At 67.9% G+C, this 13,666-nt stretch carries 14 protein-coding genes; 6 read left to right on the plus strand and 8 right to left on the minus strand.

Going from position 1 to position 13,666, the window contains the following annotated elements; translation table 11 throughout:
- Positions 1 to 34: 34 nt before the first annotated feature.
- Both ACAW63_RS21730 and ACAW63_RS21735 read left to right on the plus strand, forming a co-directional pair.
- The gene (locus ACAW63_RS21730) at positions 35 to 547 is read left to right on the plus strand and encodes a thioredoxin family protein (protein WP_371228641.1); all 513 of its coding nucleotides are present in this window, start codon (positions 35 to 37) and stop codon (positions 545 to 547) included.
- Between the two features lie 246 nt (positions 548 to 793).
- Positions 794 to 1,462 carry a TIGR04211 family SH3 domain-containing protein gene (locus tag ACAW63_RS21735; protein WP_371228643.1) on the plus strand — a complete coding sequence of 223 codons (669 nt, stop codon included), beginning with the start codon at positions 794 to 796 and terminating at the stop codon, positions 1,460 to 1,462.
- Between the two features lie 13 nt (positions 1,463 to 1,475).
- Here the strand turns inward: ACAW63_RS21735 and ACAW63_RS21740 are convergent, their stop codons facing one another.
- The 4 genes from ACAW63_RS21740 to ACAW63_RS21755 all read right to left on the minus strand — a co-directional run bounded on the left by ACAW63_RS21740 (position 1,476) and on the right by ACAW63_RS21755 (position 5,495).
- Positions 1,476 to 1,865, minus strand: coding sequence for a VOC family protein (locus ACAW63_RS21740; protein ID WP_371228646.1), 390 nt, complete (start codon positions 1,863 to 1,865; stop codon positions 1,476 to 1,478).
- A 27-nt stretch (positions 1,866 to 1,892) separates the two neighbouring features.
- Complete coding sequence (locus ACAW63_RS21745; RefSeq protein ID WP_371228649.1) at positions 1,893 to 2,054, minus strand: hypothetical protein; 162 nt, start codon at positions 2,052 to 2,054, stop codon at positions 1,893 to 1,895.
- Positions 2,055 to 2,090: 36 nt separating this feature from the next.
- The gene (locus ACAW63_RS21750) at positions 2,091 to 4,760 is read right to left on the minus strand and encodes a peptidase C1 (protein WP_371228651.1); all 2,670 of its coding nucleotides are present in this window, start codon (positions 4,758 to 4,760) and stop codon (positions 2,091 to 2,093) included.
- A gap of 234 nt (positions 4,761 to 4,994) precedes the next feature.
- Positions 4,995 to 5,495 carry a VOC family protein gene (locus ACAW63_RS21755; protein WP_371228653.1) on the minus strand — a complete coding sequence of 167 codons (501 nt, stop codon included), beginning with the start codon at positions 5,493 to 5,495 and terminating at the stop codon, positions 4,995 to 4,997.
- 259 nt (positions 5,496 to 5,754) lie between these two features.
- On the opposite strand from ACAW63_RS21755, the gene ACAW63_RS21760 reads away from it, so the two are divergent.
- On the plus strand, positions 5,755 to 6,396 hold the full coding sequence (locus ACAW63_RS21760; protein WP_371228656.1) for an HD domain-containing protein: 642 nt from the start codon (positions 5,755 to 5,757) through the stop codon (positions 6,394 to 6,396).
- On the opposite strand, the gene ACAW63_RS21765 is transcribed toward ACAW63_RS21760, so the two are convergent.
- Positions 6,393 to 7,316, minus strand: coding sequence for a LysR substrate-binding domain-containing protein (locus ACAW63_RS21765; RefSeq protein ID WP_371228658.1), 924 nt, complete (start codon positions 7,314 to 7,316; stop codon positions 6,393 to 6,395). The genes ACAW63_RS21760 and ACAW63_RS21765 overlap by 4 nt on opposite strands.
- A 116-nt stretch (positions 7,317 to 7,432) precedes the next feature.
- On the opposite strand from ACAW63_RS21765, the gene ACAW63_RS21770 reads away from it, so the two are divergent.
- From ACAW63_RS21770 to ACAW63_RS21780, 3 genes are all read left to right on the plus strand, one after another.
- Positions 7,433 to 8,191 carry an SDR family NAD(P)-dependent oxidoreductase gene (locus ACAW63_RS21770; protein WP_371228660.1) on the plus strand — a complete coding sequence of 253 codons (759 nt, stop codon included), beginning with the start codon at positions 7,433 to 7,435 and terminating at the stop codon, positions 8,189 to 8,191.
- Between the two features lie 175 nt (positions 8,192 to 8,366).
- The gene (locus ACAW63_RS21775; protein WP_371228663.1) at positions 8,367 to 8,894 is read left to right on the plus strand and encodes a cysteine hydrolase family protein; all 528 of its coding nucleotides are present in this window, start codon (positions 8,367 to 8,369) and stop codon (positions 8,892 to 8,894) included.
- A gap of 28 nt (positions 8,895 to 8,922) precedes the next feature.
- Positions 8,923 to 9,849, plus strand: coding sequence for a LysR family transcriptional regulator (locus ACAW63_RS21780; RefSeq protein WP_371228666.1), 927 nt, complete (start codon positions 8,923 to 8,925; stop codon positions 9,847 to 9,849).
- Positions 9,850 to 9,857: 8 nt separating this feature from the next.
- Here the strand turns inward: ACAW63_RS21780 and ACAW63_RS21785 are convergent, their stop codons facing one another.
- Genes ACAW63_RS21785 through ACAW63_RS21795 form a run of 3 tightly spaced genes read right to left on the minus strand, consistent with a single transcriptional unit; the run spans position 9,858 to position 13,607 of the window.
- Positions 9,858 to 11,138 (minus strand): OprD family porin, encoded by a 1,281-nt coding sequence (locus tag ACAW63_RS21785; protein WP_371228669.1) that lies wholly within the window; start codon positions 11,136 to 11,138, stop codon positions 9,858 to 9,860.
- 56 nt (positions 11,139 to 11,194) lie between these two features.
- Positions 11,195 to 13,033: an amidohydrolase gene (locus tag ACAW63_RS21790; RefSeq protein WP_371228671.1), complete on the minus strand. Its 1,839-nt coding sequence runs from the start codon at positions 13,031 to 13,033 to the stop codon at positions 11,195 to 11,197.
- Positions 13,034 to 13,052: 19 nt separating this feature from the next.
- Entirely contained in the window at positions 13,053 to 13,607 is a 555-nt protein-coding gene (locus ACAW63_RS21795) for an antibiotic biosynthesis monooxygenase (protein ID WP_371228673.1), read from the minus strand.
- Positions 13,608 to 13,666: the final 59 nt, after the last annotated feature.

Raw genomic sequence — 13,666 nt, forward strand, 5'->3', positions numbered from 1 at the left:
GATGCCGGTTCCCCCGTTTGCAAGAGAAACACCCATGGCCTCCTACGAGGAACTCTTCTCCATCGGCGAAGGCTTCGCTGCCTTCGTCGCCCACGGACTGCCGGACGAGATCGCCGGGGTGCGCAAGGTGCAGGACAGGCTGGCCGCGCCCGAGGCCATCAGCGCCGCCACCCGCCAGCGCCTGCAAGCCGTCTCGCGGCGTTACCACCTGCTGGTGGCCGGGGAAATGTGGTGCCCGGACTGCCAGATCAACGTCACCGTGATGGACTTCCTGCAGCGTGCCCAGCCGCGCATCGACCTGGCGGTGATCACCAGGGGCCGCGCCGAGGACGACCTGCGCGAGCGCCTGGCATTGGAGCGTATCCCGATCCCGGTGGTGGCCGTGCTGGATGAACGCTTCGAGCTGGTCGGCCGCTTCATCGAACGCCCGCAAGTGGTGGTCGCCGGCGGCGATGCGCTGAAACCGGACTACCGCGCCGGGCAGTACCTGGAAGACACCCTGACCGACCTGCTGGACATCATCGAAGCCGCCGAAGGCCGCGCCTGATCCCCTGCCACCAACCTCCCGGCTGTCCCACTCGCGGACAGCCGCCCATCCCCCGCGCCGCCCACCAGTGAACTCCTGCCGCCCATCGGCTGTCTGTCAGCTGTCGGCCCACCTGGGCGGGTTGCATGGCACTTCGCCATTTGACGCTGAATCGCGTCATTTCCCGCCCTGTTCATAACAATTTCCGGGCCGGCGATTTCGCTCCCGCTCGCCGGGTCTGTTCCTATCGCCACGTGAAGATCAACCATGTCCCTATCTCGCCCGCTCGCTCCCCGTGTTACCCCCCTCCAGACCCGTGCCCTGGGCGCCTGCCTGCTCGGTGCCCTGCTGGTGGCCACGCTGCCGGCCCGGGCCGAGGAGGCGCCCGGTAACGTCCGCTGGGTGAACGACAGCCTGACCACCTACGTGCGCAGCGGCCCCACCGATGGCTACCGCATCGTCGGCACCCTCGTCTCCGGGCAGAAGGTCGAGCTGCTGAGCACCCAGGGCGACTACAGCCAGGTGCGCAGCGAGAGCGGCAGCACGGTGTGGATTCCCAGCCGCGAGCTGCAGGACAAACCCGGCCAGGCCGAGCGCCTGCCGCAGCTGGAACAGAAGGTGGCCGAGCTGAGCAGCCAGCTCGACGGCATCAACGACAGCTGGAAGACCCGCGTGCAGGGCATGCAGGAAACCCTGGACGCGCGCAAGAAACTGATCGACGAACTGCAGGCGGCGCGCACCTCGTTGAACAACGAGCTGAGCCAGGCGCGCTCCGACCTGCGTTCGGTACAGGCGCAGCTGGGCGACGAGAACAAGCGCGTGCTGATGCACTACATGGCCTATGGCGGCAGCATCGCCGGCGCCGGCCTGCTGGCCGGGCTGATCCTGCCGACCCTGCTGCGCGTGCGCCGCAAGCGTAACGATCAGTGGATCTGAAGCCAGCGCCGCGTCATTCCGCCAGGTGGCAGACGCAACACAGCTTGTTGCCGTCCAGGTCGCGCACATAGGCGCCGTAATAAGTCGGCGAGTAGTCCGGGCGCAGCCCCGGCCCGCCCTCGTCGACTCCACCCAGTTCCAGCGCGCGCCGATGGAAGGCATCCACCTGCACACGGGTGCGCGCCTCGAAGGCCACCAGGCTGCCGTTGCCGACGCTGGCCGGGCGGCCGTCGATGGGCACATAGACGCAGAAGGCGATATCGCTGTCCGGATGGGTGAACACCGCCCGCTCCGGGTTGTGGCGGTGCGCCAGCAGGCCGATGCCCAGGGGTTCGAGGACTCGCAGGTAGAACGCGATGGCCCGCTGCAGGTCCGCGGTGCCGACGGTGATGTGGCTGAACATCGCTGAGTCCTCGTTCCGGTCGCGCTGTCAGAAGCCGCGCAGGTCATCCACCGGCATCGCCAACGCGCCGCCGGTGATGCGCGTCAGGGTGCGGGTCAGGATATCGACGGCGTTGTCGAAGCAGCCATGGGCGGCGGCAATCTCCACCCGCGGGCTGCGGCAGGTAAGCACCTTCGGCTGGTCCAGCACCTGGATCTGCTTGCCCAGCGTAAGCCCCGCGCCGAGCTACGCCTGCCGCCAGTCGCTCAGCGCCGCGCCGGTAGCGGAGGAGCCGTCCCAGCCGCGATAGTTCCGGTCCAGCACGTTGGCCAGGCCGAGGATGGGCGTGCGCTGGTCGCCTTCCAGGGCATTGGACACCAGGTAGAGCAGCGACTTGCGATAAAGCGCGGCGGTGTTGTCGTCACGCTCGGCGCGGTCGGAGAGGATGTCCAGGTACAGGCTCTTCATCAGCCGCGCGTGGGGCGCGTAGTGGCGGTTGGCGAACTGCACCGTGCAGGCCGGCGCGTAGAGGTGGATAGAGGCGATCCGGTCGTCCACCCCGCGCGCGGCCATCACGTCGACCAGCCAGCCGAGGAAGATCGCTCCGGCGGAGTGGCCGATCAGATGGATTTGAAGCTGCTCGCCCCAGGTACGCTTGAGGTTCTGCAAGGCACTCACCAGCAGATCGCCGCCGCGCGTGGGCAGGCTGGCGAACTCGGCGTTCTCCTTCATCTCGCTCCAGATGGGCCGCGCCAGTGGGCGGCCAACGGTGGTTTCCAGCACCGCGTCGGTGACGTCGGTCAGCGCCTCGCGCACTCCGCCGGCCAGTGCCGGCTCGCGACGGAGGCGATCGCTGATGATGTCGCCGATGGCCTCCAGCACGCCGGTCTTCCAGACCATGAACAACGGGTAGCAACCGTTGCCGATGAAGAAGCGCCCCATGGCGCGGGCGCGGGTGATGGCGGCCTCCTCGCTGTTGAGGCCGCCATGGCAGTAGATCACCAGCCGCTTGGTGGCGCCCGGCTGGGCGCGCAGCCACTGGTCCGGCAAGGCGCAGGCCTGGAACAGCAGCGTGCGGGTCAGCTCGTCCTGAGTCAGGTAGCGCCTCACCCGCCCATCGTTGCCGAGCACCACGCTGTGCTCGTAGGCGGTGGCCTCGTCCCACCAGAGCGCCTTGTTCGCCCCCGCCACCACCATGCCCACCTGGCTGCCGGCGGCCAGTTGGCCGAGCACCACGCCGGGCACGCCCAGCGCCGCCACCCAGGCATCCATGGCATTGGCCAGCCAGTCGGCGTAGCCGAGGATGGCGAAGCCGCCGCTGCCCCAGTCCGGCCCCCAGGAGTTCTGTACGATGAAGCCGTCGGTATTGAAGCCGACCAGGGCGAAGGCATGGCCATCGGTTTGCGATGGACGCCCCGCGTAGGGAATCCGCTGAAGGCTTTCATGGCTGGGCGCCGCGGCTTTCTTCTTCGCCGCGGCGCCAGGACCCGGCGTGCCGGGCAACTGGTTCCAGCCCTCGTGGGTGTAGGCGGAGACGTAGATCGCGCCGACTTCCTGGATGGCCGCCTGCAGGTCGGTGATGGACTGCACGTCGATGCGGTAGTAGACCCCCAGGGTGTTGCGAATGGCGCGAGCGGCATAGCCGAATTGCGGCTGGGTGATGCCCTGGGCGGTGTAGGGCCAGTCCTGCTCCAGGCAGACACCATGGTGGAACCAGCCCTTGAGCGCGCCACGGCAGCTGGAGCCTTCGTAGTCCTCGCCGGCGTATTCGTCATAGCGCCGGGCGAAGTCATAGAGCATGCGCGGGCTGACGGACTCGAACCCGCCCTCCGGGTTGCCCGCCTTGGACCAGCGCAGGTAGTTGATCACGCAGGCCAGCCCGAAGCCGGTGCAGGCCCCCTCCTGGCCCTGGTCGAGGATCATCCCGGCCCGGGTGTAGTCGCCCAGGTAGCGCGCCACCTGGGTATCGCTGGGGAATCTGTCCGGCAGGCTGGCCGCCGGCGGCAGGTAGGCGCGGTCGCGCAGGTCCAGCGGGTCCTTGCTGGCGTTGAGGCGCGGCCTCGCGGCGGCCCTGGCCTTGGCTTTGCCCTTGCCGGCAGGGGGCGGAAGAATCCGCGCGGCGATCTCGAACACGCTGGCGAAAAGCTCCAGTCCGTCACTGGTACCGTTCACCCGCTTGCGCGCGGCGAGGAAGTCCCGGGGCTTGCCGACCAGGCCCGCCGGCAGCTTTGCGCGCAGCTGCGTCGCGCCCTTGGCGAGGAACAGCGCCAGCAGGGCCGCAGCGACTTCCGGCGCATTGGCAAGGTCGGGCAGTTCGACGAGGTCCACGCCGATCGCCGTGCCGTACTTCCGGTAGTCCGCCCGCCCGGTCAGTTGCACGTAGCCACGGCCACGGAAGGCCGCGCCATCGCCCGGCTGGTCGTTGCCCAGGTCCTTGCGTCCGTCGTAGGCGCTGAAGGGCGGTCGCCCTGAGGGCGTATTGAACTGTGAAGGGAACTCCGAGATCGGCATGAAGCCTTCGGTTTCCGCGCGTATGGTGCCCAACGCCGTCAGCAGCAACGGACGCTCGGTGAGGCCGGCGGCCTCCAGCGCGGCGGCGACGTAGGGCAGGTAGCGGCGGATGTTGGACGGCTTGGTCGCCGGGAACAGCTGCTGCACCTGGGCCAGCTGGATATCCAGGCCCTTGAGCGGCAACAACCCCAACAGGTTCAGGCAACAGGCGCCGACCACGCCATCGGCAATCACTCCGACGCCAGCCTGCCAATGGCGCACCGCGGCTTCAGTCTGGGCGTCGAACAGATCGCCCCTGGCAAGTCCGGGAAACTGCGCGGCGTCGCCACCCAGTACCTTGGCCAGCCGGCGGCGCAGGTCGCCGACCTCGCTGCCCCGATGTCCCTTTACCAACAGCGTCTTCATGATGCCGTCTCCCGCTATCCGTCGATGGAGTTCGCTGCAACACGGCACGTGCTCAGCGAATACCCACCGACCGACAACAACGGCCACACCGTTCCACGAGAGCAGCATGCTCCGGAGCTTCTACCCCGGTTCCCGCGAGGCCACGCGCGCCTCCCTGGCGGCCTGGCGCCGCGCGACCCCGCCTTGAACTATAGCCTCGCTCCCAGCGCCTCCGGCGGCGCCCGGACGGACGCGTCAGCTGCCCGCGTGGGCGCGCTCCAGCGCGGCCATGTCGAGCTTCTTCATGGTGAATACCGCCTGCATGGTGCGCGTGGCCCGCACCGGGTCGGGATCGGCCACCATCTCACCCAGGTGGCGCGGGACGATCTGCCAGGACAGCCCGAAACGGTCCTTCAGCCAGCCGCACATCTGTGCTTCCACCGGGCCGCCCGCGGACAGCCTGTCCCAGTAATGGTCGATCTCCGCCTGGCTGTCGCAACAGACCATCAGCGAAACCGCCTCGTTGAAGGTGAACACCGGACCGCCGTTGAGCGCGACGAAGCTCTGGCCGTCCAGTTCGAAGGCCACGGTCAGCACCGAGCCGGGCTCCTTGCCGTGGTGCTCGCGGCCTGCCTCGCTGTAGTAGGCGACCTGGCCGATACGCGAATTGGGGAAGATGCCGGTGTAGAACTTCGCGGCCTCCTCGGCCTGGTAGTCGAACCACAGGCAGGGGTTGATGCGTTGCAAGATGGGCATGGCGATGCTCCTGGTCCTCGCACGGCCGATATGGCCGGCGTGTGTATTGGTCGCTTGGCGGTATGCGAAGTCGACAAGTCTAGGCGCTGCTTCGCCAGGCTCCGGACAACCGGTCGAATGGCAGGCGCTGGCAGCAAACGAACGCAGCCTGTCCTGATTCGCTCCCTCTCGCCGATTGCCGCTGCGCCGCCACGGATTTCCAATGGACAGCACACGGCGAGGGCCCCGCCGTCCCCAGCCACAACCCTGGAGATCCACCATGAGCCTCGACCTCGACGGCGTGAAAGTCCCCGACAGCACCCTCGCCCACGCCATCACCGAAATGGTCCGCGACAACGCCACCCCTCTGCTCTTCCACCACTCCTCGCGCGTCTACTACTGGGGCGCGCTGACCGGCGCCCGCAAGGGCCTCGCCTATGACGCCGAACTGCTCTACGCCGGCGCCATGTTCCACGACATGGGCCTGATGCCGCGCTACTGCAGCCGGTGCGAACGCTTCGAAGTGGACGGCGCCGACTGCGCCGCTGAATTCCTGCGCAGCCACGGCATCGGGCAGGACGACATCGATACCGTCTGGACGGCCATCGCCCTGCACACCACGCCGGGCATTCCGCAGCACATGAAGGCGGAGATCGCCCTGGTCACCGCCGGCGTGGAAATGGACGTGCTGGGCATCGCCCACGACCAGTTCCCCGAGGCGCAGCGCGACGCCGTGGTCGCCGCCCACCCGCGCGGCGGCCAGTTCAAGCAGGACATCCTGCAAGCCTTCTACGACGGCATCAAAGACAAGCCGCAGACCACCTTCGGCAACGTCAAGGCCGACGTGCTGGCGATGAAGGACCCGGACTTCGTGCGCGGCAACTTCTGCGACGTGATCCTCGGCTCGGCCTGGGGCAGCTAGGCCCGTGCGGACACGGGCGGGCCCAGCACACCGGGCTCGCCCAGCAGTTGCGTCAGCCAGTGCATGAACACCCGCACCCGCTGCGGCAGGCTCCGGTGGGCGTAGAGCAGGGAAATGTCCATCGGCGGCAGTGGCACATCGCGCAGCACCTGCACCAGCCGGCCCGCCTCCAGGTCATCCAGCACGCCATGGATCGGTACCTGGATGATCCCCAGTCCTCCCATGGCTGCGCTTTCGTAGGCCTCGGCGCTATTCACCGAGAGCGCGCCGCCCATCGGCAGGTAACGTGTCTGGCCGTGCTGCAGGTACTCGAAGCCCGAAGGGCGCGAACCCAGCACATTCACGTAATGGATCAGCCGATGCCCGGCGAGATCGTCAAGGGTTTCCGGCACGCCATGCGCGGCGAGATAGGACGGGCTGGCGCAAGTGACCTGGGGAAACCGCCCGAGCGTGCGCGCGACCACCGACGGATCGCTCACCGCACCGACGCGCACCACGCAATCGAAACCCTCGCGCACCAGGTCGACGCGGCGGTCGGTGCAGCTCACCTCCAGCTCCAGCGCCGGATGCCGCGCGAGGAATTCGCCCAGGCGCGGCATCACCAGCTTGCGCGCCATCACCGTCGGCATGTCCACCCGCAGGCGTCCGACCAGCGCCTCGTCCTGCTGTCGGAACAGGCCCTGCAGCTCATCCAGCTGGGCCAGCATGTCCTTGCTGCGCTCGTAGAGCACCAGGCCGTCCTGGGTCACCGTGACCTTGCGCGTGGTGCGTTGCAGCAGCCGCGCGCCGAGCAGGGCTTCGAGGGTCTGGATATGCTCGGACACCGTGGAGCGCGGCAGGCCGAGCTGCTCGCCGGCCTGGGTGAAGCTGGCCAGTTCGGTGACGCGGACGAAGGTGCGCAACAGCTCGGGACGGATCATGGCGGCAGGTCACCATTGTTCGGATATACCGACCAGTATTTCCGAATCTAGCAGATTTATCACCACCACCACGAACAATAAGCTCTCTCCATCCCCACCCCAACCGGAGCTTCGCCATGACCCGCAAGATCGCCCTCATCACCGGCGCCAGCCGTGGCCTCGGCCGCAACGCCGCCCTGCACCTCGCCGCTGCCGGCGTGGACATCATCGGCACCTACCGCAGCCAGGCCGACGAAGCCCGGGCGGTGGCCGCCGAGATCGAACAACGTGGCGGCCGCGCCCTGATGCTGCCGCTGGACGTGGCCGACAGCGCCAGCTTCGACGCCTTCGTTCAGCAGGTCGGCGACGGCCTGCGCGACACCTTCGGCCGCGACCGCTTCGACTTCCTGCTGAACAACGCCGGCATCGGCATCCACGCCGCCTTCGCCGAGACCACCGAGGCACAGTTCGATCAATTGGTGAACATCCAGCTCAAGGGCCCGTTCTTCCTCACCCAGAAACTGCTGCCGCTGATCGCCGACGGCGGGCGCATCCTCAACGTCTCCACCGGCCTGACCCGCTTCGCCCTGCCCGGCTACGGCGCCTACGCCGCCATGAAGGGCGCGATGGAAGTGCTGACCAGGTACCAGGCCAAGGAACTGGGCGCGCGCGGCATCGGCGTGAACATCATCGCCCCGGGCGCCATCGAGACCGACTTCGGCGGCGGCCTGGTGCGCGACAACGCCGAGATCAACCGGCAGATCGCCAGCAACACCGCCCTGGGCCGCGTCGGCCTGCCGGACGACATCGGCGGCGCCATCGCCGCGCTGTTCGCCGAGGGCAGCCGCTGGATCAATGGCCAGCGCGTCGAAGCCTCGGGCGGCATGTTCCTCTGAGCCCGCGCAGCCGCCGCTTCCGCCTTTTCGCGGAAGCGGCGGATTCCAAAGGTTCCAGTTTTCCCCTCGATTTTCTGCACCACGCCACACAGCAGAGCGGTTGCCGGCATTGGCCCGGCCGGCGCAGGCGGCTACCATCCTTCGCGTCGTCTTTTCCTACACCAGGATTCCCGCCATGAGCACCGCCCTGCTGATCATCGATGTCCAGTCCGTCCTCTGCTCCGGCGAATATGCCTGCCACGATATCGACAACGTGCTGCAGCGCATCAACGACATGAGCCGCGCCGCCCGCGATGCCGGAGTGCCGGTGGTACTGATCCAGCACGAAGACAGCGACATGCCCTACCAGAGCGAGGCCTGGCAACTGGAGCCACGCCTGCTGACCGGCGCCGATGACCTCAGGGTACGCAAGACCACCCCGGACTCCTTCCTGCGCACCGAACTCGCCGACCTGCTGCAAGCGCGCGGCATCGAACACCTGGTGATCTGCGGCCTGCAGAGCGACTACTGCGTCGACACCACCACCCGCCGCGCCCTCGCCCAGGGCTACGCGGTGACCCTGGTGCGCGATGCCCACTCCACTGTGGACAATGCCGTGCTCAGCGCCGCGCAGATCAGCGCCCACCACAACGCCGTGCTGGGCAGCATCAGCAGCTTCGGCCAGCGCGCCAGGGTCGTCCCCGCCGCCGACGTACGCTTCTGATGGCAAGCCGGGCCACGAGGAGAGCGCCATGAATTTCGACTGGAACGACATCCCGATCCTGCTCGCCCTGGCCCGCCACGGCAGCCTGAGCGCCGCCGGCCGCGCGCTCGGGGTCGACCCCTCGACCATGAGCCGGCGCCTGGTGGCGGCCGAGTCGGCGTTGCAGACCCGCCTGTTCATCCGCGACAACGCCGGCTACAAGCCCACCGACGCCGGAACGGCCTTCCTCGCCTATGGCGAACGCATCCTCGGCGACGTGCAGAGCATGCTGCTGGAAACGCGAAACGAGGCCAGCGCCATCACCGGTTCGGTGCGCCTGACGGCCATCGACTTCCTGTTCAGCCACTGGCTGGTGCAGCACATGCCGAAGCTGTCGCGCACCTATCCCAACCTGCAGCTGCAACTGGTCCCGGCCAACCGCGCGCTGTCCTTCACCCGCCGCGAGGCCGACTTCGCCCTGCGCCTGGCGCGCCCGCAGGAGGACGCCGCGCTGGTGATGCGCAAGGTCGCCGACATCGGCTTCTCGGTGTACGCCGCCACGGCGCTCGCCGAGCTGCCGCCGCAGGACTGGCCGCAGCAACCCTGGCTGGCCTATGGCGAGGAACTCGACGACACCCCGGAAATGCAGTGGCTGCGCCACTTCGCGCCCAATGCCAGCTACGCGTTGCGCGCCAGCAGCGTGACCACCCTCACCCACGCCTGCGAAACCGGCCTGGGCATGGCCCTGCTGCCGTGCATCCTCGGCGAGCGCAACGGCCTGGTGCGTCTCACCGGTCCGGTGGTGGCGCGGGAAATCTGGCTGCTAAGCCACCGCGACGCCGGCCGCATCGGCCGCTTCCAGGCGGTGAGCGACTGGCTGCGCGACATCTTCGACCAGGACGCGGCGCAGTTCAGCGGCGAGAACCTGGCCTGCCGCGACATCGGCTGTGCGCCGTTCGAGCCGACCCACCGCTAGGGTTTGGGCTAGAGCACGCCCTTGAGGGGGTACTCAATGATCACGTAGACGCGATCGATGTCGGCGCCGGGCTGCTCGTCGTTGCCACGGTGGCTGACCTGCGACAGGTGCAGCGACAGGTCCCTGGCCGGGCCGGCCTGGACCACGTAGCGCAGGTCGCTGTCGCGCTCCCAGTGGCGTCCGCCGTCACCGTACTGCCCGGCATAGGCGCCATCGGATGGCACATGGCTGCCATCGATGCCGCTGCCGCGCACATAGCGGGTCATGAAGCTCAGGCCCGGCACGCCGAGCACCCCCAGGTCCAAGTCGTAGCGCGCCTGCCAGGAGCGCTCGCCGGGTCCGTTGAAGTCGGCGTACTTGATCGAATTGGCAAGGTAGATGGAATCGCCGCCGACGAAGTCGAACGGCGTGTCGCCCTCGATCTTCTGGTAGCCCAGCATCAGGCTCTGCGTACCCAGGCGATAGCGCGCCGCCAGGCTCCAGGCGGTAGTGTCGATGGCGCCGGCATTGGCCTGCCCCTCGTCGCCGGTGCGGTAGAGGTTGCCGTCCAGCCACAGGCCGCCGTCGAGGTAATGCAGGTTCAGGTAGTACTGCCGCCAGGTGTCATCGAGCTGGCCGGCGAACAGCGAGCCGCCATAGCTGTCGGACGGGGTGAAATCCGCACCGGCGAAGCTCAGCGCACTGTCGCGGGTGGTGGCGCCATAGCCGTCGAAATCATCCCGGCCGGTGCTGGCGTCCTGGTTCTTGAAGGCGGTGAAGCGCCCGGCCTGGAAGCGCACGCCATCCAGCTCGCGGGAATCAACCAGGGTGCCGGTGGCGTACTCGGGTTGCAGGCGCTTGTCGCCGGTATCGAACACCGGGGTCTCCACGGTCATTTCGCCGAACTTCAGGGTGGTCTGCGACAGGTCGAGCTTCAGCGCGCCGCCGGCGGAGGAGTAGTCATCGTCCGCGCGCCCGTCGGCGTCCAGGGGTAACAGGCCGGTGCCGGCACGGCCGCGTCCGCTGTCGAGCTTGAGGCCCTGGAAGGCGTGGGCATCGACGCCCACGCCGATCGTCCCCTGGGTGAAACCGGACTCCAGGTTGGCGATGAAGCCTTGCGCCCACTCCTGGCGATAGCTCTGCCCGCTCGGCGAAGGCTGGGTGCGGTAGTCGGTCTGCAGGAAATAGTTACGGCTGAGCAGCGACCAGTTGGCGCCCTCCAGCAGGCCGTCGTGGGGGGCGGCGCCGGCGGTCGCGCTCGTCAATGCCAGCAGCGGAATGCATGCGGAACGGAGAGCGGTGCGGAACATGGCGGGTTCTCCGTCCAGGCAAAAGAAAGCGCGGGCCATGCGGCCCGCGCATTTTTTCAGAAGGCGAAGCAGGAACAGCCGAAGGCGCCCCAGAAGCCCTGGAAGTCGCTCACCGGCACGCTCGACTGGCGCGCCCGCTCGTGGCTGTGGCCATGCACGCCGCAGGAGCCGGCGCACTGGTGCACGGCCTGTTGCAGCGGCGCCTGCGGGCGCCAGTGCCCCGGCACCTTGGCCACCGGCGACCAGTCCGGCAGCACCGGAATCGCGGTCGGGGCCTGGCGCTCGAAGTCGCCGCTGCCGAACACCACCCGGCCGTCGACCACGGTCAGCACCGACTCGATGAGCTTGATCTCCTCTTCCGGCACGCTGAAGAAGTCCGCCGAGAGCACGGCGAGGTCAGCCATCTGGCCCACCTTGATCATGCCCTTCCTGCCCTGCTCGTTGGAGAACCAGGCGCTGCCGTGGGTGTACAGCTCCAGCGCGGTGGTGCGGGACAGGCCCTCGGGGTACAGCTCCATGCCGCCCACGGTCTTGCCGCTGACCATCCAGTACAGCGAGGTCCAGGGGTTGTAGCTGGAGACGCGGGTGGCGTCGGTGCCGGCGCCCACCGGCACGCCCTCGGACAGCATGCGCTTGATCGGCGGCGTGGCCTGGGCGGCCTGCTTGCCGTAGCGGTCGACGAAGTATTCGCCCTGGAAGGCCATGCGGTCCTGGATGGCGATGCCGCCGCCCAGAGCGCGGACGCGCTCGATGTTCTTCGGCGAGATGGTTTCGCAGTGGTCGAAGAACCAGTGCAGGCCGTTGAACGGCACGTCCAGGTTGACCTTCTCGAACACGTCGAGCATGCGCGAGATGGACTCGTCATAGGTGGCGTGCAGGCGGAACGGCCAGCGCTGTTCGACCAGGTGGCGCACCACCGGCTCCAGGTCCGCCTCCATGTTCGGCGGCAGGTCCGGGCGCGGTTCGAGGAAGTCCTCGAAGTCTGCGGCGGAGAACACCAGCATCTCGCCGGCGCCGTTGTGGCGCAGGAAGTCGCTGCCCTGGCCGTAGGTGACGCTGCTGGTCCAGTTCCTGAAGTCGGCCAGCTCTTCCTTGGGCTTCTGGGTGAACAGGTTATAGGCGATGCGCACGGTGAGCTGGTCGTCCTTCTCCAGTTGCTGGATCACCTGGTAGTCGTCCGGGTAGTTCTGGAAGCCGCCGCCGGCGTCGATGGCGCTGGTAACGCCCAGGCGGTTCAGCTCGCGCATGAACTGGCGGGTGGAGTTGACCTGGTACTCGAACGGCAGCTTCGGGCCCTTGGCCAGGGTCGCGTAGAGGATCATCGCGTTGGGCCGCGCCACCAGCATGCCGGTGGGTTCGCCGTTGCTGTCGCGGACGATCTCGCCGCCGGGCGGGTTCGGGGTGTCCCTGGTGTAACCGACCACGCGCAGCGCGGCGCGGTTGAGCAGTGCGCGGTCATACAGGTGGAGGACGAATACCGGAGTGTCCGGCGCCGCCTGGTTCAACTCTTCGATCGTCGGCATGCGACGCTCGGCGAACTGGAATTCGTTCCAGCCGCCCACCACCCGCACCCATTGCGGCGAGGGGGTGCGCAGGGCCTGTTCCTTGAGCATGCGCAGGGCGTCGGCCAAGGACGGCACGCCTTCCCAGCGCAGCTCCAGGTTGTAGTTCAAACCGCCACGGATCAGGTGCAGGTGCGAGTCGTTGAGGCCGGGAATCACCGTGCGCCCTTTCAGGTCGATGACACGGGTGGCGCCGCCACGCAGGGCCATGGCCTCGGCGTCGGTGCCCACGGCGATGAACTTGCCATCGGCGATGGCCACGGCGGTGGCGTTGGGCTTCTCGCGATCGACCGTGTGGAAGCGGCCGTTGGTCAGGATCAGGTCGGCATTCATGAGGCAGGTCCTCTTTCAATCAGCGGGCGTTGAGCCAGGCGGAGAACAGGCGCGTGGCCCGTGGCATGAAAACGTAGACCACCAGCAGCACGATGGTGATGGTGATCAGCATGTTGGCCGGCACGAAGCCGCCCAGCAGCGGTATCCGGGAGAACAGCGGTTGCCAGAGCTGCGGCACCAGCATCACCAGCGGCAGGATCACCAGGTAGGAGACCGCCGCCTGCTTCCAGCGCGGCGGCTGCCGCTGGGCGCTTTCCTGGGGGATGAACCAGAACTCGTGATCGCGGTGCAATTCCTGCTGGTCGCCGTCGGTCAGCAGCGGCGATGCGCGTTCGATCAGCTCGCGGCGCTGCGCGGAGTCCAGCCACACCTGCAGCTGGCTGGCGCTGGCAAAACGCAGCACGGAAGTGAAGTCGTCGCCCTGGTGCATCACGTCCACGCCCAGGTGTCCGGGAAACTCGCTGGCGGCGCGGGTCAGTTCGCGCAGGATGGCTTCATAGTCCGCCGCACGACCGGGCTTGGCGCGGTGGCGGATGATCAGCGTTACGGACTCTTGGTTGACTGGGCTGTTCATGGGGCTCCCTCCTGGGTTTGCCTCCCCCGCCGAAGCGAGGGAGGGCGCGTTACCAAAGG

Origin of the sequence: Pseudomonas sp. QE6 (assembly GCF_041379005.1) — a bacterium.
Taxonomy (GTDB): Bacteria; Pseudomonadota; Gammaproteobacteria; order Pseudomonadales; family Pseudomonadaceae; genus Pseudomonas.

Coding starts and splice junctions, on each gene's coding strand:
- ACAW63_RS21730 (WP_371228641.1), top strand. CDS start 35: ATGGCCTCCTACGAGGAACTCTTCTCCATCGGCGAAGGCTTCGCTGCC.
- ACAW63_RS21735 (WP_371228643.1), top strand. CDS start 794: ATGTCCCTATCTCGCCCGCTCGCTCCCCGTGTTACCCCCCTCCAGACC.
- ACAW63_RS21740 (WP_371228646.1), bottom strand. CDS start 1,865: ATGTTCAGCCACATCACCGTCGGCACCGCGGACCTGCAGCGGGCCATC.
- ACAW63_RS21750 (WP_371228651.1), bottom strand. CDS start 4,760: ATGAAGACGCTGTTGGTAAAGGGACATCGGGGCAGCGAGGTCGGCGAC.
- ACAW63_RS21755 (WP_371228653.1), bottom strand. CDS start 5,495: ATGCCCATCTTGCAACGCATCAACCCCTGCCTGTGGTTCGACTACCAG.
- ACAW63_RS21760 (WP_371228656.1), top strand. CDS start 5,755: ATGAGCCTCGACCTCGACGGCGTGAAAGTCCCCGACAGCACCCTCGCC.
- ACAW63_RS21765 (WP_371228658.1), bottom strand. CDS start 7,316: ATGATCCGTCCCGAGCTGTTGCGCACCTTCGTCCGCGTCACCGAACTG.
- ACAW63_RS21770 (WP_371228660.1), top strand. CDS start 7,433: ATGACCCGCAAGATCGCCCTCATCACCGGCGCCAGCCGTGGCCTCGGC.
- ACAW63_RS21775 (WP_371228663.1), top strand. CDS start 8,367: ATGAGCACCGCCCTGCTGATCATCGATGTCCAGTCCGTCCTCTGCTCC.
- ACAW63_RS21780 (WP_371228666.1), top strand. CDS start 8,923: ATGAATTTCGACTGGAACGACATCCCGATCCTGCTCGCCCTGGCCCGC.
- ACAW63_RS21785 (WP_371228669.1), bottom strand. CDS start 11,138: ATGTTCCGCACCGCTCTCCGTTCCGCATGCATTCCGCTGCTGGCATTG.
- ACAW63_RS21790 (WP_371228671.1), bottom strand. CDS start 13,033: ATGAATGCCGACCTGATCCTGACCAACGGCCGCTTCCACACGGTCGAT.
- ACAW63_RS21795 (WP_371228673.1), bottom strand. CDS start 13,607: ATGAACAGCCCAGTCAACCAAGAGTCCGTAACGCTGATCATCCGCCAC.